Source organism: Rhodococcus sp. ABRD24 (assembly GCF_004328705.1).
Classification (GTDB): Bacteria; Actinomycetota; Actinomycetes; order Mycobacteriales; family Mycobacteriaceae; genus Prescottella.
Genome location: NZ_CP035319.1, coordinates 2,662,859 through 2,688,515, shown reverse-complemented (window position 1 = coordinate 2,688,515; position 25,657 = coordinate 2,662,859). Strand labels below are relative to the sequence as shown.

22 protein-coding genes are annotated in these 25,657 nt (G+C 64.9%); 12 read left to right on the top strand and 10 right to left on the bottom strand.

Annotation, left to right across the window (positions count from 1 at the left end; genetic code table 11):
- Window positions 1-8 precede the first annotated feature (8 nt).
- The 4 genes from sigJ to ERC79_RS11810 all read right to left on the bottom strand — a co-directional run bounded on the left by sigJ (window position 9) and on the right by ERC79_RS11810 (window position 3,110).
- Entirely contained in the window at window positions 9-914 is a 906-nt protein-coding gene (gene sigJ, locus ERC79_RS11825; RefSeq protein WP_131578380.1) for an RNA polymerase sigma factor SigJ, read from the bottom strand.
- Window positions 911-2,158 carry an FAD-dependent oxidoreductase gene (locus ERC79_RS11820; RefSeq protein WP_165497094.1) on the bottom strand — a complete coding sequence of 416 codons (1,248 nt, stop codon included), beginning with the start codon at window positions 2,156-2,158 and terminating at the stop codon, window positions 911-913. Before ERC79_RS11820 ends, sigJ begins: the two co-directional genes overlap by 4 nt.
- A gap of 109 nt (window positions 2,159-2,267) precedes the next feature.
- Window positions 2,268-2,561, bottom strand: a complete 294-nt coding sequence (locus ERC79_RS11815) for a putative quinol monooxygenase (protein ID WP_131578376.1) — start codon at window positions 2,559-2,561, stop codon at window positions 2,268-2,270.
- Window positions 2,562-2,615: 54 nt separating this feature from the next.
- The gene (locus tag ERC79_RS11810; protein ID WP_131581029.1) at window positions 2,616-3,110 is read right to left on the bottom strand and encodes a hypothetical protein; all 495 of its coding nucleotides are present in this window, start codon (window positions 3,108-3,110) and stop codon (window positions 2,616-2,618) included.
- Window positions 3,111-3,189: 79 nt separating this feature from the next.
- On the opposite strand from ERC79_RS11810, the gene ERC79_RS11805 reads away from it, so the two are divergent.
- From ERC79_RS11805 to ERC79_RS11795, 3 genes are read left to right on the top strand one after another with little or no spacing between them, the layout of a single operon-like run.
- Complete coding sequence (locus tag ERC79_RS11805) at window positions 3,190-3,840, top strand: TetR family transcriptional regulator C-terminal domain-containing protein (RefSeq protein ID WP_131578374.1); 651 nt, start codon at window positions 3,190-3,192, stop codon at window positions 3,838-3,840.
- 3 nt (window positions 3,841-3,843) lie between these two features.
- Window positions 3,844-5,505, top strand: coding sequence for an FAD-binding dehydrogenase (locus tag ERC79_RS11800; RefSeq protein ID WP_131578372.1), 1,662 nt, complete (start codon window positions 3,844-3,846; stop codon window positions 5,503-5,505).
- Window positions 5,502-6,302 (top strand): SDR family oxidoreductase, encoded by an 801-nt coding sequence (locus ERC79_RS11795; RefSeq protein ID WP_131578370.1) that lies wholly within the window; start codon window positions 5,502-5,504, stop codon window positions 6,300-6,302. The genes ERC79_RS11800 and ERC79_RS11795 overlap by 4 nt, the downstream gene beginning before the upstream one ends.
- Window positions 6,303-6,417: 115 nt before the next feature.
- Here ERC79_RS11795 and ERC79_RS11790 read toward each other — a convergent pair whose 3' ends face one another.
- Window positions 6,418-7,209, bottom strand: a complete 792-nt coding sequence (locus ERC79_RS11790; protein WP_131578368.1) for an SDR family NAD(P)-dependent oxidoreductase — start codon at window positions 7,207-7,209, stop codon at window positions 6,418-6,420.
- 550 nt (window positions 7,210-7,759) lie between these two features.
- Here ERC79_RS11790 and ERC79_RS11785 point away from each other — a divergent pair.
- The 7 genes from ERC79_RS11785 (at window position 7,760) to ERC79_RS11755 (ending at window position 16,191) form a co-directional block, all read left to right on the top strand.
- Window positions 7,760-8,740 (top strand): alcohol dehydrogenase catalytic domain-containing protein, encoded by a 981-nt coding sequence (locus tag ERC79_RS11785; RefSeq protein ID WP_165497093.1) that lies wholly within the window; start codon window positions 7,760-7,762, stop codon window positions 8,738-8,740.
- A gap of 191 nt (window positions 8,741-8,931) precedes the next feature.
- A complete protein-coding gene (locus ERC79_RS11780) occupies window positions 8,932-9,657 on the top strand; it encodes a sulfite exporter TauE/SafE family protein (protein WP_131581027.1) in 726 nt (241 codons plus the stop codon).
- A gap of 172 nt (window positions 9,658-9,829) precedes the next feature.
- Entirely contained in the window at window positions 9,830-11,323 is a 1,494-nt protein-coding gene (locus ERC79_RS11775) for an NAD(P)/FAD-dependent oxidoreductase (RefSeq protein WP_131578364.1), read from the top strand.
- A gap of 73 nt (window positions 11,324-11,396) precedes the next feature.
- Window positions 11,397-12,992 (top strand): AMP-binding protein, encoded by a 1,596-nt coding sequence (locus ERC79_RS11770; RefSeq protein ID WP_131578362.1) that lies wholly within the window; start codon window positions 11,397-11,399, stop codon window positions 12,990-12,992.
- Window positions 12,993-13,067: 75 nt separating this feature from the next.
- Window positions 13,068-14,069: an alpha/beta hydrolase gene (locus ERC79_RS11765; protein WP_131578360.1), complete on the top strand. Its 1,002-nt coding sequence runs from the start codon at window positions 13,068-13,070 to the stop codon at window positions 14,067-14,069.
- Window positions 14,066-15,109 carry a zinc-binding dehydrogenase gene (locus ERC79_RS11760; RefSeq protein WP_131578358.1) on the top strand — a complete coding sequence of 348 codons (1,044 nt, stop codon included), beginning with the start codon at window positions 14,066-14,068 and terminating at the stop codon, window positions 15,107-15,109. Before ERC79_RS11765 ends, ERC79_RS11760 begins: the two co-directional genes overlap by 4 nt.
- Before the next feature lie 29 nt (window positions 15,110-15,138).
- The gene (locus ERC79_RS11755) at window positions 15,139-16,191 is read left to right on the top strand and encodes a zinc-binding dehydrogenase (protein WP_131578356.1); all 1,053 of its coding nucleotides are present in this window, start codon (window positions 15,139-15,141) and stop codon (window positions 16,189-16,191) included.
- A 90-nt stretch (window positions 16,192-16,281) separates the two neighbouring features.
- Here ERC79_RS11755 and ERC79_RS11750 read toward each other — a convergent pair whose 3' ends face one another.
- Complete coding sequence (locus ERC79_RS11750) at window positions 16,282-17,184, bottom strand: LysR family transcriptional regulator (protein ID WP_131578354.1); 903 nt, start codon at window positions 17,182-17,184, stop codon at window positions 16,282-16,284.
- Between the two features lie 286 nt (window positions 17,185-17,470).
- Between ERC79_RS11750 and ERC79_RS11745 the strand changes: the two genes are divergently transcribed.
- Window positions 17,471-18,784, top strand: coding sequence for an MFS transporter (locus ERC79_RS11745; protein ID WP_131578352.1), 1,314 nt, complete (start codon window positions 17,471-17,473; stop codon window positions 18,782-18,784).
- A gap of 139 nt (window positions 18,785-18,923) precedes the next feature.
- Here ERC79_RS11745 and ERC79_RS11740 read toward each other — a convergent pair whose 3' ends face one another.
- A complete protein-coding gene (locus tag ERC79_RS11740) occupies window positions 18,924-19,775 on the bottom strand; it encodes a hypothetical protein (RefSeq protein ID WP_131578350.1) in 852 nt (283 codons plus the stop codon).
- A gap of 300 nt (window positions 19,776-20,075) precedes the next feature.
- Between ERC79_RS11740 and ERC79_RS11735 the strand changes: the two genes are divergently transcribed.
- Window positions 20,076-20,621, top strand: coding sequence for a DUF732 domain-containing protein (locus ERC79_RS11735; protein ID WP_131578348.1), 546 nt, complete (start codon window positions 20,076-20,078; stop codon window positions 20,619-20,621).
- Between the two features lie 74 nt (window positions 20,622-20,695).
- Here ERC79_RS11735 and ERC79_RS11730 read toward each other — a convergent pair whose 3' ends face one another.
- The 3 genes from ERC79_RS11730 to ERC79_RS11720 all read right to left on the bottom strand — a co-directional run bounded on the left by ERC79_RS11730 (window position 20,696) and on the right by ERC79_RS11720 (window position 25,491).
- The gene (locus tag ERC79_RS11730) at window positions 20,696-21,598 is read right to left on the bottom strand and encodes a cutinase family protein (protein WP_131578346.1); all 903 of its coding nucleotides are present in this window, start codon (window positions 21,596-21,598) and stop codon (window positions 20,696-20,698) included.
- Between the two features lie 295 nt (window positions 21,599-21,893).
- On the bottom strand, window positions 21,894-23,633 hold the full coding sequence (locus ERC79_RS11725; RefSeq protein ID WP_131578344.1) for an Ig-like domain-containing protein: 1,740 nt from the start codon (window positions 23,631-23,633) through the stop codon (window positions 21,894-21,896).
- 22 nt (window positions 23,634-23,655) lie between these two features.
- Window positions 23,656-25,491 carry an Ig-like domain-containing protein gene (locus ERC79_RS11720; RefSeq protein WP_131578342.1) on the bottom strand — a complete coding sequence of 612 codons (1,836 nt, stop codon included), beginning with the start codon at window positions 25,489-25,491 and terminating at the stop codon, window positions 23,656-23,658.
- Window positions 25,492-25,657: the final 166 nt, after the last annotated feature.

Sequence of the window (25,657 nt, the reverse complement as noted above, 5' to 3'; positions counted from 1 at the left end):
GTCCGGAGTCAGTCCGGCTGAGCCCAAGCCCTCAGCTTGTCCGGGTTCATGATGATCGCGATCTCGTGGACGCGTCCGTCTGCGACGGCGAGATCCAGCACCGCGGCCACCCGGTCGTCGAAAGAGATCACCACGCCGGTGCGGTTGTTCACGATCTCGAACCGCGCACCTATCGTCACCCCGCGCACTCCGCTCATGCCGACTATGCCCAACAGGTACCGCGCCACACGATCGGCACCCATCACGGGCACCCGTGCGATGCCGGCCATCCCCCCACCGTCCGCCCGCGACACCACTCCGGGAGCGAGGACATCCATCAACGCGTCGATATCGCCGGTCGAGCAGGCCGCCGCGAACGCGAACACCACCTGACGGCGCTGCTCGTCGTCCGCCTGGAAGCGGGGCGAGGATCGCAGATGCCGTCGCGCGGTGGACGCAAGCTGACGGCACGCGTCCGGGGTGCGGCCGACGACATCCGCGATCTCGGCGAACGGCATCCCGAAGACGTCGTGCAGGATCAGCGCGACCCGTTCGCCCGGCGTCAACGACTCCATTGCCCGCATCAGCGCCACCGACACCGACTCGTCCAGCGTCACCGCGTCGGCCGGATCCGGCGATCGTGTGCCGACGGACCCCGGGCCGACCGCGCCCGGCACCGGTTCGGGCAGCCAGATCCCCGCATACGACTCCCGCCGTGCCCGTGCGGAACCGAGCTGGTCCAAGCAGATTCGGCTGACCACCGTCGTCATCCACGCGATCGGTTCCCGGATGGCTGCACGTTCCGCGGCGCCCAGCGACTGCCATCGGACGACGGCGTCCTGGACGGCATCCTCGGCGTCGTGTGCCGAGCCGAGCATCCGGTAGGCCATGCCGAACAGTTGCTTGTACTCGGTTGATTCGGGAGCGAGGTTCATCGGGCGTCCTCCGCGATTCGGTTCACCGGGTCCGGCCGCGGGCCCTTGGGGGTCCGGTAGGCGCCGGGCCGGTTCTGCTCGGCCCGCATCTTGTCGACGGTCATCCTGCAGATCGATTCCTTTACGGCGGCACCCAACCGGCCGGACACCCCGAACGGGCGCGGGACGTCGTCGGCATGAACGAACTGGAGATAGCCGGCCTTACGCCCGAGGCTCATGCACTGAACCATGAAGCCGAGGGACAGTGCCGGTGCCCGCTCTCCCCGCATCCGCGCCAGCACGGTGGCCGCGGCGTGCCCGCCCAACGGCATCGCCGTCGCGCACGCCATGCGCAGGTGCGCACCCACCTCGGATGCCACCGCTACGGCGTCACCGGCACCGACAACCGCGGCGTCGTCGGTGCTCGTCAGTGTCGAGTCGACGCGGAGGCGTCCGTCGACGTCCGTCGACAGTCCGCTCCGAGCGGCGAGATCCGGCACGGCGAACGACGCGGCCCACACGCACACGTCGAAACCGAGAACGGTCCCGTCGGCGGTGTGCAGTTCGCGGTCGCGCACCTCCACCACGCGGGTGTCCTCGCGCCACGTGACGCGGAGTCGGCGCAGGGTCGCGAGCACACTCTTTCGCGCGGCATCACGCATGAAGCCGGCCACACCGCCCGCGGACACCATCTCGACGTCCAGATCCGAACGGGCAGCACCGATCTCACTGGCGATCTCGATCGCCGTCGATCCCCCTCCGACGACACGCACCACCGATCCCGGTGCGAGCGCGGTCACCGAAGCACGCAAGTCTTCCGCCGCGCCCACATCACCGGCGTGGTGGGCGAACTCGGCCGCCCCTGGAACGGATCGGTCGGTATTGCTGCCGATGGCGTACACGAGGGAGTCGTAGCCGACGGAGTCGGTGCAGTTCCCGACAGCCACCTCCACTCGACGCCGGTCCTTATCGATCGACACCACTGATCCGACGACGATCTCTGCATCGCGGTGCAACAGGTCCCGCAGCGGCACGGTGGCCGCCGCACGGGTGCCCGCCGCGACCTCGTGCAGGCGGATGCGCTCGACGAAGTCGGCGCGCGGATTGATGACGACGACGGAACAGTTCCGGGCCGGATCCGCGCCCCGGGCCTGGTCCCGGCTCGCCAGAATCCGGTTCGCGGCGAGCACGCCGGCATACCCTGCGCCGACGACCACCACCCGGTGAGTCGACGCCGACGGACGGGCGGAATGCAAATTCGTCATGACGGTCTCCTGTGCCTCTGGCCCGCCGATCGCGGACTCCTGCACTACTGACGACACAGGACGCGAAAATGTGAGGGCCTCCGCCCCCATTACGCGAAACGGGACGAAATCAGGAGACCGGGCGCAGCGGGTGGATGCCCGGAGCGGCGGCGAGATGCGAGCCGAACGTGCCCGCCGCCTCACGCAGATGCGGCGACCTCATGTGCGCATCGAGCGCCTCCTGGCCGCTCCACACCTCGACCGTGACGAACGTGCCCGGCGCCGACTCCGATTCGAACAGGTCGTACGACACGCAGCCGTCCTCCTTGCGGGACTCCTCCACCAGCGCGGTCAGCGCGGCCCGGACCGTGTTCTCGGAACCGGGCTTGGCCGGAATGGTCGCTACGACATGCAGATTCGACATCGGAGTCCTCTCGTGTGAGTACCGCCATAGCGCGGCTCCCCGACGGTACCCGCCTCAGCCCGACAGCCGCCGGAAATACGCGTCTGTGCGGCGCGTACCCCAACCGTGCACCTCCCGCAGGCCGACGGCCATCGCAGCCAGATAGGCGGGGGACGGCGACGTTGTGACGATGGCGGCGCGCCCGGCCACGCTCGTGAAGGTCCGCAGGGGCACGCCGTCGCGGACGCCCAGGTGGAGAACGCGGTCGTAGCAAGACGGCTCCTGTGCGTGGATGTCGTCGAACTGTTCGGCGGTCACCAGGTACGCGCAGGCGGCGGTCACTCCCGGCAGATCGGGGTCGTAAAACGCGCGGCCGCCACCCCATACGAAGGATTCCCCGGCGAAGAACACGGTGCCGGACAGCCGGATCGCGGCACGCGAGCGGGGCGCGGTCGGATCTCGCGCGCCGGCGTAGGTGCGCTCGGACCCGGCCGGACGGCCGCCGCGGAGGTAGCAGTCCAGGCGGGCACGCGACATGTTCGAGCCGTATCCGACGTACCAGACCTGCACAATTTCCAAGCTACGCGCCGCCCCATCGCATACAGTTTTGTATCGGATGGGTTCTCGAATCCGGAATCGGGGGTGACCAGTGCAGACAAGCGAACTCGAAGTCGACGCCGCGCAGCCCAAGCGCGTCACCAAACGCCGCGCCGAGACCCGGCAACGCCTACTCGATGCCGCGGGTGAGGTGTTCGCGGCCGAAGGCTTCGGACGCTCCACCGTCGAGCAGGTCTGCGACCGAGCCGGGTACACCCGTGGCGCGTTCTACTCCAACTTCACCTCGCTCGACGAGTTGTTCCTCGCCATGTGGGAACAGCGCTCAGCGCAGATGCTCGACGACATCCGGACCGCCCTCTCCGAACGACCACCGACCCTGACGCTCGAGACGGCCGTCGAGCGCGTCCTGTCCGCGATTCCCGTCGACGACGAGTGGTACCGAATCACCGCGGAGTTCACCGCGCACGCGCTGCGTAAACCCGACCTCAAGCAGATCGTCGCCGCACGCGAGGACGCGATCATGCGGACGATCATGCCCATCGTGGAGACCGCGCTGGGGGCCGCCGGCCGCCGAGTCACCGACCGCGAGGCACTCGGCCGGGCGCTCGTCGCACTGCACGACGGCACCAGCATCCAGATCCTGATGGAACCCCACAACGACGCGGTGCGGCGAGCGCGGGCGCACCTGTTCGTCACCGTCGTGAGCAGTTACAGCAGCAGTACCGAAGCGGACAGGAGATAGGCCGTGGCAGCAGAAGCCGACGTCATCGTGGTCGGAGCGGGACTTGCAGGTCTGGTCGCAACACACGAACTTGTCAAGGCAGGGCGCCGGGTACTGGTCGTCGATCAGGAAAACGTGGAAAACCTAGGCGGGCAGGCATTCTGGTCGCTCGGTGGACTCTTCTTCGTCGACAGTCCCGAGCAGCGCCGGATGGGCATCAAGGACTCGCGTGAACTGGCCCTGCAGGATTGGATGGGAAGCGCCGGCTTCGACCGTGACCGTGAGGATCACTGGCCCCGCCAGTGGGCCGAGGCGTACGTCGACTTCGCCGCCGGCGAGAAGCGCTCGTACCTGCATGAATTGGGTCTGCGGCTGATGCCGAATGTCGGCTGGGCCGAGCGCGGCGCCGGACTCGCGTACGGTCACGGCAACTCGGTGCCGAGATTCCACATCACGTGGGGTACCGGCCCCGAGGTAGTGCGCGTCTTCCGTGAACCCGTGCTCGACGCCGCGAGCCGCGGCCAGGTCACGTTCCGCTACCGGCACCAAGTGGACGAACTGATCGTCGAGTCCGGCGCCGTGGTCGGGGTACGCGGCACCGTGCTCGAGCCGTCCAGCGAGCCGCGCGGCGTGCGGTCGTCACGAACTCCCGCCGGCGAATTCGAGTTGCGCGCCCAGGCAGTGATCGTCACGTCGGGCGGCATCGGTGGCAACCCCGAACTGGTGAAGAAGAACTGGCCCGTCGACCGTCTGGGCCGAGCGCCGGAGCGGATGATCACCGGCGTCCCCGCGCACGTCGACGGCCGCATGCTCGAGATCACCGAGAGCGCCGGCGGCAACATCGTCAACCGGGACCGCATGTGGCACTACACCGAAGGCATCGTCAACTGGGATCCGATCTGGCCCAACCACGCGATCCGCATCATTCCCGGCCCGTCGTCGCTATGGCTGGACGCGAACGGCAAACGCCTGCCGGTGCCACTGTTCCCCGGCTTCGACACCCTCGCCACCCTGAAGCACATCCTGAGCACCGGGCAGGACCACTCCTGGTACATCCTCACGCAGTCGATCATCGAGAAGGAGTTCGCGCTATCGGGTTCCGAACAGAACCCAGACATGACCGGCAAGGACCTCAAGCTGCTGCTGGGCCGCGTCAAGAAGGGGGCGCCGGGCCCGGTGGAGGCCTTCAAGCAGCACGGCGAGGACTTCGTGGTTCGCGACAACCTGCGCGATCTCGTCGACGGCATGAACGCCATCAACCCCGGTCCACCACTGGATTACGCACAGGTGGAGCGGGAGGTGACCGCCCGCGACCGCGAGGTGGACAACTCATTCTCCAAGGACATGCAAATGATGGCGATCAAGAATGCGCGCTCGTACTTGCCGGACAAGGTGATTCGTGTCGCCAAACCACACCGCCTGCAGGACCCGGAACACGGACCGATGATCGCCGTTCGCCTGAACCTGTTGACCCGCAAGACCCTTGGCGGACTCGAGACCAATCTGGACTCACAGGTGATCCGGCCCGACGGCAGTGTCTACGACGGCCTGTATGCGGCCGGCGAGGTGGCCGGGTTCGGCGGCGGCGGCGTGCACGGCTACAACGCACTCGAGGGTACATTTCTCGGTGGCTGCATCTTCTCCGGCCGGGCGGCCGGGCGAGCACTGGGCAGGACCCTCGGATGAGCGGCACCGCACTCGTGACCGGGGCGTCGTCCGGGATCGGCCTCGAGGTGGCGCGAGCGCTGGTCGCCCGCGGCTACCGCGTTCTGGGCACCACCCGCAATCCTGATGCGCTGCCGGAGAAGTCACGTGTTCCCGGGGTCGAGTACGTGACCCTGGACCTGTGCGACAGGGTGAGCATAGAGAAATGCGCCCAGGCCGCCGGCGACGTCGACATCCTGGTGAACAATGCCGGCGAAAGCCAGATGGGCCCCTTCGAGGAACTGCCGACCGATGCGATCGACAGGCTCTTCCAGGTGAACGTACTCGGCGCCGTGCAGTTGACACAGCTACTGCTGCCGGGGATGCGCATGCGCGGTTACGGCCGCGTGGTGATGGTCGGTTCGATGCTCGCGAGCTTCCCGCTCGCTTTCCGGTCATCGTACGTCGCGACCAAGTGTGCGCTGAAAGGGTTTGCATCGGCGGCCCGGCGCGAGCTGAGTCCGTTCGGGGTGTGGCTCACCACCGTCGAACCCGGCACCATAGCGACCGGCATCGGTGACCGGCGTACTCGCTATGTCGGCGACGGTTCCCCGTACGGCGGCGACTACTCTACCGTCGCGAGTGCCATGGCGCGCAACGAGGATCGCGGTATCCGCGCCGAAAAGGTGGCCGCGCTGGTGGTCAAGGCGATCGAGGCGGACAAACCGAAGCCTCTCTACGCCGTCGGCAACATGGCACCACTGGTGTTCACCGTCCGACGGCTCGCGCCGCGGGCTGTCACCGAGAAGATGATGTCGCGTTTCCACGGACTGCGCTGAACCACACCGGCAGCGAATTACTCTAGACACCAACGTCACTGACCTCTCGACAACAGGGCCGAGGCTCCGAAGTAGGCGCGGGGCCTCGAACCGGCTCGGTTTCAGGCCGCCCGAGTCAGTGCATGACTGCTCCGCCGTCGACATTCATGACCTGCCCCGTTACATTGACGCCGTCATCGGATACGAGATAGGCGATCGCGCCGGCAACATCCTGTGCGGTCTGAGGTCGGCCGAGGGGTATCTGACGAACGATGGACGCCTCGAACACCTCTTCGCTGGTCAGCCCGGCCGCACCCGCCACATTCTCGGCCATCCAGTCGCCTCCGTCACGCCACATCTGAGTCCGGATGAGTCCCGGCGCAACGCAGTTGACGTTCACACCTTTGGGTGCCAGTGCACGCGCCAACGCCCTGGTGAACGAGACGACAGCACCCTTACTTGCGGAGTAGTCGACCAGGAACGGACCACCCTGTTGCGCAGCGATAGAGGCAACGTTGACGATCCGCCCACCTCGATCGCCGAAGTGTGCCGCTGCGGCCTTGGCGATGAGGAACGTACCAGTCATATTGACCGCGAACGTCCTGTCCCACATTTCACGCGTCAGCTCGGAGAAGACGGAGGGAACACCGATACCGGCAACATTCACCGCAGCCCAGAGCCCGGAGTGGGCCGCGACTGCACCCTCGAGGGCCGCAATCACGTCCGCTTCGTTGCTCACGTCCAGAGCCCGGGACCAAACATTCGCCCCCGTGCGTCGAAGACGGTCCGCAACAACCTCTACACCGTCGCCGTTCAGATCCACGAGCGCGAGATCGTAACCTTCAGTCGCCAATCGTTCCGCCGTGGCCTCACCGAGTCCGGACGCCGCGCCGGTCACGAACACTGCCTTGTTTCTATTGTCGGTCATACGGTTCCTCTCGAGTAATCAGGAGATCCGGGCGTACCTCGGTTCATCCTCTGCAACGCGACCACTTCCATGATTCCGATCGATGGACGACAACAGAATTCAGATTGGGCGAGCTGTCGACTCTCAGCGACGAGCTTCCGCGCTCTGTCAGATGTGCGAGCAGACGTGACTGCTAGCTGCAGCCATCGGTGGACAGAAACAGCGGTTCTCGGTCATGCCTACCGAGGATCACGGTGAAAGAACCAGAATTCCACATAGCGACACCCGCGAACCTGTACCCGCCGGCCGATCCGAGCCGGGTCTAACCATGTTCGTCGGTAGATGTCACCGAAAGTACCCGTTTCCGAACCGTCACGGCTGGCGCTAGCGTCCATTCTGACGACTCATCCAGACCATCACCGCAACGCTCCGCGCGACTGCGTTTCGCAGGTTCGCAACCTAGCGACGCGGCAAATCTTCGCACGAATCGACTTCGTGTCACACTGCATCTCGACAAGGACGAAATCGCATGCGTTCAGTAGTACTACAAGATGACCGGACCCTCGCAGTAATGGAGGTTCCCGTATCAGCTCTCGCTTCCGGCTACATCCGCGTCCGCGTCTCCTATTGCGGGATCTGCGGCAGCGACTTGCACATGCGTTCTGCGGAGACCGTCCCTGGCGGCTCGCCGGTCGGCGCTGTCTTCGGCCACGAGTTCGTCGGAGCCGTGGAGGAGGTAGCACCGGATGTTTCGCAGTGGAAGGTGGGCGACCGCGTGGTCGCCTGGCCGAGTGGCGCCTGCGGAGACTGCGCGCACTGTCGATCGGAGCGGTTCAGACTCTGCCCCAGCCGGATGCCGAACGGTATCGGCATGGGAAAGACACCCGGCGCGTTGGCGGAATCGATTGTGATCCGCGCGGACCGGGCCTTTGCCATTCCTGACGAACTCGAGGATGCGCATGCCGCGCTCACCGAACCGCTTGCGGTCGCGCTCCGCGCGGTCAGCATCGGTTCGGTACAGCGGGAAGACCGGGTTGCCGTGATCGGAGCGGGTCCGGTAGGGCTGATCACAGCACTCGCATTGCGCGCCAAAGGCATCGAGAACATCGTGTTGATCGAGGTCAATCCCAAGCGCGCCGAACGTGCACGGGAGTTCGGATTTCTGACAGTTGGATTGGACGACGTCGGGGCAGCCGTCGCAGAAGGCCTCGCTGGCGCCCCGTCGGTGATCATGGAATGCGCCGGACATCCGAGTGCCCTCCCGATGGCCATGGAGATAGCCGCCCCCGAAGCCGCGATCGTCGTCCTCGGCGCTCTGGTCGAACCGGTGTCAATCGACACCATGCTCATCCTCGGCAAGGAACTGCGCATCCTCGGGTCGTTGGGGCACACTCCGGCCATCTTCGCCGATGCCATCGCGATGCTCGCTTCACGCGCGGTTCCGGCAGACGACCTGATCACGGGCCGCATGGTTCTGGAAGACGCTGAACGTGCATTCGACGAACTGCTCGATTCGGACACCGACCACATCAAAATTCTCCTGCATCCCTGACCTGACGCCGACTCGGGCGCGTAGACAGCGGCGCCGGACCGACAACCGTCGCAGGAGCCAGGAACCGACCATGTGGCGCGCACGATGAGGTCGAGACGGTCGGTGAACGAGCGGAGCGGGCAGTTGCGGCGTCGGCTGCGGGTCGACTGGTTCCGAGGTATAGAACATGAGGAGACGAAAGCTTGGCAACGATGCTGGCGGCGATGCTGTGCATGGGGTTCGCATCCGTTATCGGCGGTGCCAGCGGCTTCGGAACCGCGCTCATCGCAACGCCATTGATGTTACTGGCAGGCATCGGTGTCACCGAGATCGTGGTCGTCAACATCGTGGTGGGCCTCGTGACGAGAATCGCCGCAACGTACCAATTGCGTGAACACATCGACTGGCACCGGGTCGCCTTGCTGGGAGGAGCGAGCCTCCCGGGGGCGTGGCTCGGGATTCTGACGGTGAACATGCTTCCCGAGCAGTATCTGAAGCCGGCGGCGGGTGTGGTGGCCGTCCTGTGCGGCGCGCTGATGGCTCTGCCCACCGCCAAGGAACCGGCCCCACCGTCACGGGCCGCCAACATCGCTGTCGGCACTATCGGTGGCTACTTCACCACGACAACCTCGATGAACGGCCCCCCGGTCGTTCTGCTGCTCAGTCGAGCCAAGTTGCCGCCCATGAACTTCATCGCGGACCTGGCGGGATACTTCATCGTCACCGGAACGTTGTCGTTGGCCCTGCTGTGGATCTACACGGACGTGCAACCGATCTCGATGTGGCCGCTACTGTCCGGGTGTATTGCGGCCGGTCTCCTCGGCAATCATCTCGGAATGTGGATTGCCGGGCGGATTCCGGCCGAGAGGTTCCGAACCGGCGTCATCGCGCTCGTGATCGGCGCCGGCGTTCTCACGATCGTGTCGGCACAGTTCTGACGCCGAATCGACCACGGCACTCGGTAAGTGTCACCAAAAGATCGTGTTTCCCAACTATGTAATGGATCTCATACCGTAACCCCATCGGCTCGATCACTCAGCACACACCTTGGAACATTTCGCCGGGCACGCTGAGTCACAGACTTCACGTGAGAAACGGAGCATCCCCATCATGCCCACCGAACATTTCGATGTCCTCATCGTCGGAGCAGGACTGTCCGGAATCGGCGCAGCGTACCGCCTGCAAGAAGCGTTCCCTGGAAAGCGTTACGCCGTTCTCGAGGGCCGCGCGCGAATTGGCGGAACCTGGGATCTGTTCAAATATCCCGGAATTCGCTGCGACTCCCCGATGCACACGCTGAGCTATTCCTTCCGACCATGGCAGGAGCGAAAGGCGATCGCCGGCGGTGAGGCGATCCGTTCCTACATCGAATCGACGGCATCCGAGTTCGGAATCGACGAGCACATCCGGTTCAAGCATCGGGTGCGGGGGGCCGAGTGGTCCACAGCGACTCAGAAGTGGACCGTCGAGGTCGAGGTCGGCGATGCAGACGAAACCTGCACGTACACTTGCGGTTTCCTGTTCATGTGCAGCGGGTACTACAGCTACGAGAGTGGCTACATGCCGGACTTCCCGGGCAGCGGCTCCTTCAAGGGCCGGATCGTCCATGCGCAGACATGGCCGGAGGACCTCGACTACCGAGGGAAGAAGGTCGTGGTGATCGGCAGCGGCGCGACGGCTGCCACACTGGTGCCCGCCATGGCGGAGGATGCCGGCCACGTGACGATGCTGCAACGCTCCCCCACCTACTTCAGGGCCCTCCCGGACGAGGACCAGCTGGCGAACCGACTGCAAAAACTGCTACCGAGCGGCCTGGCGAACTCCGTGGTGCGCTGGAAGAACATCCTCCTCGGCATCGGCTTCTACCAGTTCTGCCGCAGACTGCCGAACAAGGCAAAGAATGTGCTGCTCAATGGAGTGTCCAAGCAACTGGCCACGAAGAGCGACCTCGAAAAGCACTTCACCCCGACGTACAAGCCCTGGGACCAGCGCATCTGCGCTATCCCGAACTCGGATTTCTTTGCTGCGATCGGGTCCGACCGCGCTTCCGTGGTCACCGACACCATCGAGTCATTCACCGAGAACGGCATCCGGCTCTCCTCCGGTCAGGAACTCGAGGCGGATATCATCGTGGCCGCGACCGGACTGAACCTCGAGTCCTGTGGAGGTACGCAGATCGTCGTCGACGGGGAGGTCGTGCGGCCCGGCGATCAACTCTTCTACAAGGGCGTGATGGTCAGTGGCATACCGAACTTCGCCGTCTGCCTCGGCTATACCAATGCGGCGTGGACTTTGCGGGCCGACCTGTCGGCACGGTACGTGTGTCGGGTCCTCGAGCACATGGACAGCAACGGCTACGGTGTGGCGGTTCCAGAACACGACAGTTCCTCGATGGACCGCAAGCCCACACTCGATCTGAAGTCGGGCTACGTCCAGCGGGGTGCGGACGTTCACCCCAAGCAGGGATCGCAGGCACCGTGGTTCCTGCGTCAGAACTACCTGCTCGACTCGATGACCGCGAAGTTCAGCGATATCGAGGAATCTATGGCATTCAGCAAGAACAACTCCCGTGCCGAGCGGTCCCCCGAACCGGCACACAGCTAGGCGCGCGCACCAGTCGATCGCCGGCTTGTTGTTCCTGATCACCGGCACATTCGCGAAGCCATAGGAGAAGAACATGAGTTTCACAAGTCCGTATCCCGATGTCGAGATCCCCGATCTGAGTGTCTACGACTTCCTGTTCGACCAGATCGACCCCCAAGTCCTCGACAAGCCCGCCCTAATCGAGGGGGCTTCCGGCGCCGTCACGACATATAGCGCGCTGATCAGCCAGATCCAGGGCGTAGCAGGAGCGCTCGCTGCCCGCGGACTGTCGGTGGGCGACGTGGTAGGACTACACGCTCCGAACGTTCCGGCGTTCGCATCGGTGTTCCACGGCACTCTGCGGGCCGGCGGTGTGGCGACGACGATCAACGTGCTCTACACCGCGGAGGACATCGCCAAGCAGTTGACCGACTCCGAGGCGAAGTTCCTCTTCACAGTATCGGTGTTCCTGCCGCAAGCGGCAGCCGCAGCCGAGGCCGCAGGAATCCCCGCGTCGAACGTGTTCGTCCTCGACGGAGCCGACGGCCACCTGGGGCTGCGTGATCTGCTTCTCGAGAACCATCCGGCCCCTGAAGTGTCGTTCGACCCGGCCACCCACCTGGCGGTCCTGCCGTACTCCTCGGGAACCACGGGTCGCCCCAAGGGCGTGATGCTCACCCACCGCAACCTCGTCGCCAACGTGTGCCAGTCACGTCCCATGATGGGAATGACGGCCGACGACAAGGTGCTGGCGGTTCTGCCGTTCTTCCACATCTACGGGATGACGGTGCTGCTGAACACCGCCCTGCACGAGCGTGCCGCCCTGGTCACCATGCCGAAGTTCGACCTGGTCGAATTCCTGCGCATCGTCGCCGAGCAGCGGTGCAGCTACATCTTCATCGCGCCGCCGATCGCCGTGGCGCTGGCCAAACACCCGCTCGTGGACCAGTACGACCTGTCGAGCATCAACATGGTGTTCTCCGGCGCCGCACCACTCGACAGTGCCCTCGGCAAGGCGGTCGCTGCCAGGCTCGACTGCAAGGTCCGCCAGGGATACGGCATGTCCGAGATGAGCCCGGTCAGCCACGTCATCCCGTTCGACAGCGACGACGTCGCTTTGGACTCGGTCGGTTACACCATCTCGAACATGGAGTGCAAGCTCGTCGACCCCGCCACCGGTGAGGAGGTCGACTACCCGGCCGAGGGGGTGAGCGAGCCAGGTGAGTTGTGTTGCAAGGGACCGAACATCATGGTCGGATACCTGGGCAACGAGCAGGCCACCCGGGACACCATCGACGCCGACGGCTTCCTGCACACCGGCGACATCGCCACCGTGGACAGCTCCGGAGTGGTCACCGTGGTCGATCGACTCAAGGAGCTGATCAAGTACAAGGGCTATCAGGTTCCGCCGGCCGAGTTGGAGGCGCTTCTGCTGACACACCCGGGGATCGCAGACGCAGCCGTGATCGGTGTCCTCGACGCGGACGGCGAGGAAGTACCGAAGGCGTTCGTCGTGCGTCAGCCCGACGCGCAGATCGATGATGAGGACGTCATGTCCTTTGTTGCCGAACGCGTTTCGCCACACAAGAAAGTGCGGAAGGTGCAGTTCATCGACGCCGTCCCGAAGTCCGCCTCCGGCAAGATCCTTCGCAAGGATCTGAGGGCCGCCGAGGCCGTCTCGATCGACTAGTCAGCAGCTCACGAGAAGCGGCCGGCAGAGAGCCACTCTCGCCGGCCGTTTCTCGTACCGAGAAAAGGAGACATCGTGCCTCTGGACGACCATTTGAAATCCATGATCGACATGATGGAGAGTGCCGGGGTCCCTCCCCTTCACAGCGGAACACCCGAGTGGAGCCGGAACCAGTACCGTGCCCGAACGGTGGGGGTGCGGTCACCGGACTCGCTGGCAGCCGTCGATCGGGTGCGCGAGCTTTCCGTAGCCGGCGGAGACGGTGATCTTCGTGCACGCGCGTACTACCCTGTCGCGACTACCCCTGTCCCGACGATCGTGTTCTTCCACGGCGGCGGTTGGGTCGTAGGTGATCTCGACACCCACGACGGCATGGCGCGAGCAATCTGCCGCCATACCGACACGGTCGTGGTCTCGGTCGAGTACCGAGTCGCACCGGATCACCCGTTCCCCGCGGCCGTCGACGATGCGGTCGCATCGGTCCGCTGGGTCTTCGACAACCTCCACGAGTTCGGCGGTTCCGGAAGGCTGGCGGTTGCAGGAGACAGCGCCGGCGGGAACCTGGCCGCCGTCGCGGCGCAGATACTGCGGGATGCCGGGGGACCCCCGTTGGCTGGGCAGTTCCTGATCTACCCACCCACCGACGCTCGCGGCGAGTATCTCTCGCGGGTCGAGAACGGCACCGGGTACCTATTGGACACCACGACGATGGACTGGTTCCTCGGGCATTACGCACCGAATCCGGCCGACCACCAGGACGAGCGCATCTCCCCCGTCAATGCGGCGAGCTTGGCCCACCTGCCTCCCGCCGTGATCGTCACCGCTGAGTTCGATCCGCTGCGAGACGAGGCGGAGGACTACGGCCGAGAACTCCGTATCGCGGGCGTTCCGGTGGAAGTGGTGCGCTGCGATGGAATGATTCATGGATTCTTCGACATGGGGGCAGCCTCACCTGGTGCGCAGCAGCACATTGAACGGACCTGCCGGCTCTTCGCGAAGGCATTGAATCAAGAAATAGCCGGCGCCGGCTCGAGCGCCGAACCACAAGCGGAAACAGCAAGGACGGTAGGACGATGACACAGACCATGCGAGCGCAGAGACTCTATGCGGAGACGAGAACCGTTACTGTAGAGGATGTTCCGATACCCACTCCAGGCGAAGGCGAGGTCCTGGTCAAGATCGCGTACTGTGGGATCTGCCATTCCGACATCAGCCAGATCGACGGCACATTTACACCCAAATTGCCCATCTTGACGCTCGGACACGAGGCCTCGGGGTACATCGCGGAGGTAGGGCCGGACGTGACCGGTTGGGCCGTCGGCGACCCCGTGATCATTGCCGCCGGCCGGCCATGCACGACGTGCCGCAATTGCCTGCGCGGACAGATCACCGCGTGTCAGAACCTCAGGCTGATGGCCAGTGCCTACGACGGCGGTTGGGCAGAGTACGCCGTGGCCGAGGCCCGCGGCCTCACCCGGGTCCCTGACAACGTGCCGATGGAGCAGGCAGCGATCCTCGCCGATGCGGTCTCGACCCCATACGGCGCGGTGGTGCGGACCGGAAAGGTCTCGATCGGGGAGTCGGTAGGAGTCTGGGGAGCCGGCGGTGTCGGTACCCACATCATTCAACTGTCGAAACTGGTTGGAGCCGTACCAATTCTGGCTTTCGATATCGAACCGAAGGTGCGGGAACGCGCACTCGATCTCGGTGCAGACTACGCGTTCGATCCAACGGCGGACGATCTGGTGGAGCGGGTAGCCGAGGCGACGAATGGCCGGATGCTCGACGTCGCGTTCGATGCCGTCGGCACGAGTTCCACATTCGACCAGGCGCTCGCGTCGGTGGACGCCGGCGGGCGTGTGGTCCTCGTCGGAATGACGGGACAGGAGTTGTCGTTGGGGCCATCTACAGCCATGGCGCGGTCCTCCAAACAGGTGCTGGGTCACCTTGGCTACCATCCCTCCGACATCGGGGTACTCGCCGCACTCGTGTCCCACGGACGCCTGGATCTGTCCCGCTCGATCAGCGAGATCATCTCGCTCGAGAACGTTGCCGACGGCATCACGAAGCTGCAAACCCGTGAGGGTAATCCGATCCGCATCCTCGTGAAGCCCTGAACACTGTCCAACAATGAAGGGAGAGTCCGATGTCACGCACCATGCGCGCACAACGACTCCACACCGCAACCGGAACCGTCACGGTGGAGGACATTCCGATTCCGCAGCCGGGACCGGGTGAGGTCCTCGTCGAGATTGCCTTCTGCGGCATCTGCCACTCCGACCTGAGCCTGATCGACGGCACCTTCCCGCCCCCACTACCGATGGTCACCCAAGGGCACGAAGCCTCCGGGGTGGTAACCGAACTCGGAGCCGGTGTCACGACGTGGGCGAAGGGTGATCGGGTGCTGCTCAGGGCCGGCCGCGCATGTTCCAGGTGCCGCAACTGCATCTGTGGACGGAACGAGGAATGTCAGGACAGGCAGTCCATGGCGTTCCACTACGACGGAGCCTGGGCCGAGTATGCGCTGGCGCAGGAGAGTGGGCTCGTACGAGTTCCGGACAATGTTCCCCTGGAGCAGGCCGCGCTTCTCACCGATGCCGTCGCCACCCCGTACGGTGCGGTGGTGAGCACCGGAAAGGTGGCGATCGGTGAGACTGTCGGGGTGTGGGGCGTCGGGGGAATCGGCTCCCATACCGTCCAGATCGCGAGACTGGTCGGTGCCGTCCCCATTATCGCTTTCGACGTCAATCCGGCGGTGCTCGAACGCGCACTCGACCTCGGCGCCGACTACGCATTCGATTCCCGAGACGAGAATCTGAAACAAAAGGTCGCCGAGGTGACCGACGGCCGGATGCTCGATGTCGCCTTCGATTCCGTCGGACTGGGTTCCACCTTCGATCAGGCCTTGGAGTTCCTCCGCATCGGCGGCCGACTGGTCGTCGTCGGGTTGAGCGACCAGAAGGCCACGCTGGGCGATATCACGTCCTTCGGACTTTCCAGGAAGCAGGTTCTCGCTCACTTCGGGGGCAGCCCCGCGGCTCTCGAGACCTTGACCGAACTGGTGTCCCGCGGACGTCTGGACTTGAATCGCTCGATCAGCGAGATCATCTCCCTCGAGGACATCGCAAGCGGCATTGCCAAACTGCGCAATCACGAAGGAAACCCGATCCGTATTCTGGTCGATCCCCGACGCGGATAATCGGAGTTGCCGGAAAGAATCATCGATTCGCTTGCGCCCAAGCAACTTTCATACCGCGGGGCCAGAGACCATCCGGCTCCGCGGTATCCACTACTCCGCGGTATCGCCCGCTTCGTCGACAACCTGCTGCACGATCTCCATGAACCGGCGGACATTGGCCCGCTCATCGCCCTTTCGAGCGGCGGCAACCATCTGCACGGCCGGTGCGCCGAGGATGGGGACGTAAGCGATCCCGGGCCGCGGCGCCCCAATCCTCGCCCTGCCAGTCGTTGGCATCATGCCGATTCCCGCAGCTACCAGGGCGAGGGTACCTTCCAACCCGCGCGCGACTGCCGCGACCTTGGCCGGCTTGTCCGGCGGGCGTAAGTCGGCGAGCGTCCAGAAGCGGCGGCGCGTCGAATCAGTATGAGGAAGGGCAATCAAGGGCGCATCGAACGCCTCGTCGGTAGAAACGAAGTCACGGTCGGCCCACACATGGGTGGACGCCACCGCGAGCACCATGGGGTCGCTATAGAGCACGATCTCATCGTGCTCTATCCCCAAGGGGCCGTAGAAGATCGCGACATCGGTGTCGCCCCCCTCGAGGCCGCACGAGGGATCAGCGAGTGCGTACTCGGAAACCTCGACAGCAATGCCGGCGTCCGACGCCGCGTGCAGAATCGGGCTGGTGAGGCCCCATGCCGCCCCAGCTACAACTCCCAGGCGAATCGAGTACTGCGGGTCCCCTGACACCCGACGGGTCTCCTCGACCAGTTCGTCGAACGTGCCGAGCAGTTGCATACCACCGACCTTGAGCGTTTCACCCGCGGCGGTGAGCGTGACCTGTCGCGTCGTCCGCTCCAGAAGCGGCGTACCGAGCGCCTTCTCGAGCTGGGAGATCTGGGAAGACAGTGTCTGCTGTGCCACGTGGAGACGGTGCGCCGCTCGGGTGAAGTTCAATTCCTCGGCCACCGCAAGGAACGACCTCAACAACCGCGTTGAGAGATCAACCATGAGTTCCGGTAACTCTCACTGAAACTTCGAGTTTCCTACTGTGGTACATCTCTCACTAACCTTCGCACTGTTGGAACCACCACACATCGATCGAGCGTGTCCCCCGAGATACTAGCCCGCTCGCTCGCTGATTCCGATATCCACAGAGGCCGTCTCTGCACGAAACGCGCGGTATGTAGTCGCACCGCCATGACGCGCAGTACGTCGCGGATCGGGAGCAGTACCTGCCCGAATCAATCAGTTGTTTGTCCGCGCCCTCTCCTACCTAGCCGAAGGAACCTGGTCGATGACCCTGACGAGTTCAGCCCCTCCGACTCCGCGAGAGTCATCCGCCAAAGGCGCCTGGTGGATCGTCCTCCTGCTGTGCGCGATCAACATCGTCAACTTCCTGGACAAGTCCGCCTTCGGGCTGGTCGCTCTTCCCGTCATGGAGGAGTTCGGTCTGACCCCCTCGCAGTTCGGCACGATCAACAGCGCGTTCTTCGCGGTGTTCGCCGTCTCGGCCGCCGGACTGTCGTGGCTCGGCAACCGCTACTCGGCTCGTTGGCTGCTCGTCGTCCTTATCGTCGTGTGGTCGCTGCTGCAGCTCCCGATCGCCGTGACGAACACCGTCGTGCTGCTGGTCCTGTGCCGAATCGCACTCGGCGCCGCCGAAGCTCCGTTCATGCCAATCTCCCAGCACGTACTGCAGCAGTGGTTCCCGGATCGACTGCGGCAGGCTCCGATAATGGTCGTCGTCGCCAGCGGCGGAATCGGCGGTATTGTCCTGATCCCACTGTTGGCCAAGTTGATCGAGAGCGCCGGTTGGCGGTGGCTCTTCGTCGTGTTGGCCGTCGCAGGTTTCGTGGTGGCGTTGTTGTGGGCATTCTTCGGCGCGGAACGCCCCACCGATCAGGCGACCACGGCCGCGACAGATTCGCCTGAGGTTTCGACGCCAGACCGTGTTCCCTACCGCAAGATCGTCTGCAGCGGAACGTTCCTAGGTTCGGTAGCCGCCCTGTTCGTCGCACAGTGGATCTTGGCGTTCGGATCGGCCTGGGTGCCCGCATACCTGGAGCAGGGTCTGGGGTTCACGTCCTCGAAGGCCGGCCTCCTCGTCGGGGTGCTGTACGTGATCATCTCGGTGGGCACGCTCGGCTACGGGGTGCTGTCGCAGATGCTCTCCTCCCGGGGCGTGTCGAACCGACAGGCCAGGGTCGTCCCCATGGCGGTTCTGTTCGTAGCGGGAGCGGCAATCCTGATCCTCTCCACGATGGGAGTTCCCCCTGTGGCGAGTGCTCTGCTGCTCGGCGTGGGCTGTGCCCTGGCGCAGGGTGGGTTCGGGATCGGACCGGTGTCGCTGGGGCAGGTCGTTCCGCCGACGCAGCGTCCCGCCGTGCTGGGCATGCTGTTGACTGGAGGTGCCCTCGGCGCCATCACGGCCCCGACAGTGTTCGGAGCCCTGATCCAGAACGCCGCGACACCTCTCCAGGGCTACCATCATGCGCTCTGGGTCACCGCCGGCGTCTTCGCTCTGGCAGCAGTGGTTGTGATGGTCTTCATCAGGCCGGAACGGGACGCCGCTACTTGGGCGGTGAAGGCCCGAGTCGAACAGCAGTGACAACTGCCATTCAGAGCCCGGACACAGACAACCGGACCTTATGGAAGTGGTGGGTTCGGTTCCACGGACTGCGCTGACGAACCGGGCGTCCTGTCCACCCCCGACGGGGATCGACAGGACGCCCGATCGACATGCAGTGTCAGCTACCGCTCGAACCTCCGGAACCCGTATCGCCTCCTGACCCATCGAGCGGATCGGTGCCGCCGGCGGTTGCCGGGAACAGGAATCCGGTGGCCTTGGTCTTCAGCAAGGTGCCGGTGTCGTTGGGCACCTTGGCACGCCAGTTGACGATCGGGTTGAGGACGCCGAACGGACCACATCCGCTGGCACCCGGCAGCGCGAAGTCGGTTGCCGTGTTCTGCACGTTGTCGATCGCGGCGGTGCCCGCCGGGTACGGCGTCGTGATATCGGTCGTGGGCAGGTCATCCATAGGGTTCGACTTGTCGAGTTCGAACACCACTGGATTGTCCTCGGAGCCGATGTAGCAGTTGCCGCCGAGGAACGGATTGTCGATCTTCAGCCGCACCGGCAGCGTGATGTCGTAGTCGGTGATGATCCCGTTGAACATCGGTACGTCCACCGCTTCGACTGTCGACGTCACGGCAGCGAGGCCGAACAAGTTGTTGAAGGGCAGGTCCACGCCGAGCACACCGCCGGGCACGGTGAGCGGCTTACTGTAAACGCCGTTGCTGCCGTCGTCGCGCGGTATGAAGTCCACGTCACCGAGGTTGCCGGCGATGATCATGTCCCCATCCCCGATCGGCAGGGTAAACCCGTTGTTGGCAAAGGTTCCGCTCCGGACCACAACAGACAGGCACGCCTCGGTCAGAACCGGGTCGCAGACAGCGCCGCCCGGGACTGGGACTGTGACGGGATCGGGCGCGGCCGCCGCGGTGGGTGCGACAAGGGCCATCGAGGCAGCGACGGCGCTGCCGACCAGGGCAGCGCGTGCCGGGCGGCTGCGGCGCAGAGACTTCGTTTGCGTGTTCACTCGTTCTCCTCGAGATTCAGCTGGTGTCGATCGACCACACGGGGCGACCGGCCAACAAAGCGACTGAGAAATCTGGTGACGTGCTGTGCGCGAAGCGGGCTCACCGCGGCACGCGGAATCTGGTCGACCACGACTCGATGGAGCAGGCCGACACCATCAATGTGACTGTGATCACGGGTTACAACAGATCAGTTTTCTATCACAATTCGTATTTGCGTGGAAAGGGGCGATTTCAAACGGAGGTTCGTGAAGGAAATTCGGGCTACCCACGAGTAGCAACGCATGCAACACTGTTCAACCATGATCAACACACGCGTAGTCGCCGCCGCCGCGGTGGCAGGGGTCTTCTTCCTCGCCGCGTGCGGGAGGCAGGACTCGGGTTCGGAGCAGGACAACCATGACGCATCTCCAGCCGCGTCGATGCAGGTCACCACGCACGCCGCTCCCTCGACGTCCACCGAATCGCCGATCCCCACCACCAGCGCGGCCGCCGCTCCTTCGGCCGCGACCACACTGCCACCGCCCCCACCGGCCCTCACGCCGACACCCCCCACGATCGGCGAGATCGACGCGCGCTCACCGGATCAGATCGTCGCCGAGTCCGGCGCTCGAGGGCAGCGGTACCTGGCCGCATTGCGTGCCGCAGGAATTCCGCCGACGGGCATGGAAGCCGCCGAGGTCCTGTACGCACAAGGCACGTGTCAAGCACTGGCACAGGGTGATTCGCGAGCGAGTGTCCTCGCCGAGTTCGACTCGGTCGGCCGGACGTATGCGCAGTTCCTGCCGATGACGGCCAGTCAGATCGCCGAAGCCTACGTCTCCACCGCGGAGCGCACCTACTGTTGAGCTGCAGAACACGCTGCAACGGCAACCTCTGATCGGTTCACGACGACATGCGGCCGAGTGTCCGGCTCGAACCGTCAGGCCTTGGAGCGCAACCAGTTTGCGAGCCAGGACGTGGCCGTCGCACCGGACCCGTCCACGACGTAACCGCGATAATCGTGGTGTACCTGCGAATCGTAGAACCGCTCCAACTGCTCGAATCGCTGCTCGTTGGCCTGATCGGTGAGCTGCGCCTGCAGCGTCGCGATCCCGCCCGCCGCCATCAGGTCATCGAAGATCGCGAGGGCCTCCTGCGTGTAGCGGCCCATCATCGGCGCTACCGGATCCGACACCTGGGCGAGGAATCCCGCCATCCGGGTGACGAAGTCGTCCTTCGGCGTCGAGCAGTACAGATCGCCGACCACGCAGAACGTACGGGTCTGCTCACTCACCCACCCGAAGCCACCGATCCGCGGTCCGCCCGCCCCGTTGCCCACCACTCGCGGACCCACAAGGGCATCCGTCTCTGAGCGCCGCGGATCCGACAGCAGTCCCACGGCCGCGATCCGCGACGGCGGGACGATACCGAGTCCGGTGCCGATCTCGGCGGCCAGGTCACCGGCCGCATCTGCTCCCTGGCTGTACCCGATGATTCCGAAATTTGTGTTGCCGCATCGCTTCGCGATATCGCCGATGATTGCCCGAGCGTTGTCGACGGCCTGACGCTTGGACGCGGCGTAGACCTCCGACTCCCACGGGAACGCCGTCGCCGCATACGTCACATAGTCGACCCCCACCGATGACGGCAGCGCATCCGTGACGGCGGAAAGCATGCCCGGCCGGGGCTTGGAATCCGGCGACGTTTCCCACGTCCCCGGGATGGCGACCACATGGAGATTCGGGCACACGGGCGCAGCCTGCGCCGACCCTACGGACACCACCGAACCGACCACTGCCACAACGCATGCCCCGAGCGCAACGAACAACTTCTTCACACGCATGAACACCGCACCCCACTCACTCGATCCCAGTGGTCACTTCCCCATGACCACGTGCCGTGACGTCCCCTCCCGTGACAACGCCTGCGGGTGACGCGACACGGCGATCTTGCCAGAACTTTGTGTCGGGGCGATGCACGATCAGTAAACAAACGTTACCGGAGGGCCGGTCGAAATTGGATTCCTTTACCCGGCCGACGAAGAGTGCGGTCCGGCACGCTGAGACCTGCCCCGGGCGTGCGACCGAAAAGACGGTGGGTCCCCTCGATTTTCCAGGGGACCCACCGCCTTGGTCAGATCAGCCGCCCAGGCTCCCGAACAGCCCCGACAGGTCACCGAGGCTGCCGCTGGGCACCGGCAAAGTGTCCGGAGTGCCGGTCACCGTGAGGTTGACCGGGTCCGCAGCGGAGTCGACGAAGCCACCGTCCGCCGTGAACTCGGCAGTGACAACGAACTCGCCCGGGTTCTGGAAGAACGTTGTGAGGGTCGCGACGCCACTCTGATCCACCCGAACCGGACCGCCGAGCAGCGTGTCACCGATCTTGAACTGCACCGTGCCACGCGCTTCGGCCGGAGCCAGACGTGCGGTGAGGGTCACCGGAGATCCCTTGCCGGTCGCCGCGATCGGATCGACAGTGATCGTGGTGGCCACATCAGCGGCCGGCGCCTCGGTGACGCTGACCGGGTACTGCAGCGAGACCGACGAGGAGATCCCCTCGGCGCCCGAGTAGCGGGCTATCACCCGATGGGTTCCGTTGGTCGTGAAGGTATGCGGGAGCACGGCGACGCCGTCATCCATCACATCGGCTGTACCGACCGCAGTGCCGTCGACCTCGAAGGTCACCGTGCCGCCGGAGACTCCCGGTTCGACCTTGGCGGTCAGGTTCACCGGCTCGTCCCGGTAGGCGTCGTGATCGGGTCCGGTGACCGAGGTGGTGGTCTGGATGTCCTGCGAGGTCACCGTGACCGTCTTCGAACCCGACGACGGATGGGAGAACTCCGAACCCAGGAACTTCGCCTCGTAGGTGTAGTCACCGTCTACGTCGAGCGTCTGAGTCAGCGAAGCCTTGCCGTTCACCAGATCTACTGGCGCTCCGACGTCCTCACCGCCCAACGTGAACTGAACCTGCCCGGTGTCCGGCGTGGGAACGACTGTGGCGCTGAGGGTGAACTCGCCGCCGTTGGTCACCGCGCTGGGACCGTCCAGATGCGTGACGGTCTCGGAGACCCCGCGCAGAACCTGCACCGTCGTCAGAGGACCGGCACCCGCGTTGAGCGGGCCACCTGTGCTGTCACGCGGAGTGCACTGGGTCGGCGCCCACACGGTCCCGACGACGGGCGCGTTCACCCGCGGCAGGAACGTCAGGAAGTTGGCGTCGTTGGCGAAGGCGCCCGCGGAACCGGCCGTGCGCAGCTTCAGCTGAATCTCGCCGGTGGTGCCCGCCTTCAGCCGCGCCTTGACCTGTGGCAACTGGAAGGTCGTGTCGGTGCCGCCGGTTGCGCTCGCCTTGATCCCGCCTTCCGAGCTCTTCGAGGAGCTCGGGCCGTTGCCGATCGTCTGGTTGTTCCCGGACAGGCGGATGATCTGCCCGTTCGGATCCACGTTGCCCTGATCGTTGACCACGAGCACGTTGGGTGCGACACCGGAGAGCCCGAACCCGGTGCCCGGCACCACAGTTCCGCTGAGGAGTTGTGCGTTCTGTGGCATCTCCACGTCGATCTTCAGCCGGGAGACATTGGTCAGGCTGGCGCCGGAACCGGGATCGTTGGGAACCGAGATCGGCGGCGGCGTGATGATCACGTCGAACTCCTCACCGGGCGCCACGGTCGCTGGCGCGTCGACCGTCACCGATGCTTCCTGCACCTGGTCCTGCGGCCCGCCGGCCAGGCTCGACGAAGGCACCGCACGGCACGCATTCTTGAATGCGATCGTGGAAGTCTCCGCCGAAGCCGTTGCCACGCCCAGCACGGCCGCGCCGGCTATGACCGTCGCGCCCACCGCGACCGGTCCGATAAAGCGGTACAGCCTGGAACTCATCGATCCTCCTGCACTCATCTCGTCAGCCCCCAATCGATCCAGCGAGCAACCCGCCGAGCGGGCCTTCCAACAGCGATCCGAGGCTGCCGGCACCCGAATTGGGAGTCTCCGGCGCGGCGGACACGTTCAGCACCACGGGATTGGACACGGTGTCCCGGAAGCCTTCGCCGCCAAGGAACTTCGCGCTGAGCAACTGTGTGCCCTCGAAGTCCAGCGTGGTGGTGATGGATGCTTTGCCGTTCACCACCGCGACCGGCACGCCGATCGCCTCGGCACCCTTGTAGAACTGCACGGTGCCGACGGCGTCCGCGGGACCGACGGTCACGGTCAGCGTCAGCGTCTGCCCCACGACCGACAAGCCCTCGACCTTCAAGTCCGCGTCGACCGCGGTCAGCACCGGCGGCGCGTCCTCCACTATTGCGGTGAACGCCGTGGAGGCGGAAGCGTTGAACCCGTCGGTTCCGGTGAACTCGGCGACCACCTGGTAGGAGCCGGCGGTGGCGAAGATGTGCTCGAGAACAGCGACGCCGTCGGCGGTGCCGACATCGGCACGTCCGACCTCGGTGCCGTCGACCCGGAAGATGACCTCGCCGCCGGTGGGGATCGGGCGGACGGACGCCATCAGGTTGGTCGGGCTGCCGGACTCGGCGGTCACCGGCTCGACGACCACGGTGGTGGTCTGCCAAGCACCGTAGGCGACGCTGACCTGCTGGGCCGCGGCGGCCGAGTTGGCGTAACCGAAGCCACCAGTGAAGTTGGCCGTCACCGCGAAGTCACCCGGATCGTCGAAGCGGTGATTGAGGGTGGCCATGCCGTCGCTGACCTGGACGGGGTTGCCGACGTTGGTGCCGTTCACCGCGAACTGCACGGTGCCATCGGCGCCTGCCGGGGAAATGGTAGCCGCCAACGGCACCGTCGTCCCCGCCTCGGCCGTAGCCGGCACCGTCACATTGGTCGTGGTCACCACCGGGCCGACCTCGATCGGCACCGCTGTCGACTCGGAGGCATGGAACTGACCACTAGGGGTGTACTTGGCGGAGATGGAGTAGGTACCCATCTCGCTGAAGGAGTGGGGCAGCGTGGCCGTGCCTCCGCTTACCGCGACCGGGTCACCGATGGGGTTCGCGCCTTCGAAGAACTGCACCGTGCCGGTGGCACCGGCCGGGGAGACCGTCGCCGTGAGGTTCGCTTCGCTGCCCTTGCCCACGGTGGTGGGTGCCGTCACGGTGGTCGTCGTCTCAGCATGATCGTGCAGGACTCGGACCTTGGCCCCGGTGGCGCCGACGCCCTGCTGAGAGCCGAACGAGTACACGTCGAAGAGGAAGCCGCTGTCGAAGTCCCCGGGCGTGGGGTGGTCCGGCACCTTGTACGTAACGGTGTATTGCAGCACGGTGCTGCCCTTGATATGGAAGCCGCCTCCGCCGATCACCGGAACCGAACTGCATCCGCCCCCACTGCAGACCGCCTTGATATGGCCATCCACATCGGTGACGGTCGCCCCCATCGACACTTCGGAGCTCACATACTGGAACCCCGCGGGCGGGAGATGCCACATCGTCGTGATGTAACGGCCCAAGTTGAGGAAGCCGCCGACCCTCGAGTTCTCCCAGATGCTCGAACGGTAGGTGACCGTATCGCCGGGATTGAGAACATTGGTGGCTCCGACAACGCCGTTGACGCTGTAAATCTGTGTGTTCCAACCGAGATTGTCGGCCGTCTGGTTACCTGACGACGACGATGGTGGTGGTGGGTCCGACGGGTCCGCGCTTGCCGGGCCAGCCATGGCCAAGACCAGCGCTGACGCGCTGACCAGGACCAAGAATGGCGCGGCAAGTCGCCTGAAGACGCGAGTTGCCATGGATCCTCCTTCAAGGGACGCCCTCAACAACTCCCGACTCCGTTGTTACTGGACGGTTGTATAGTTGTGATCAGGACCACTATCGCCCAGGAAGGCTGTTCCCGTGCCCGTTTCGTCGAATACGGCGCGGTGCTGGCGATTGACGGCTTTCCTTCGCTACTTCGGA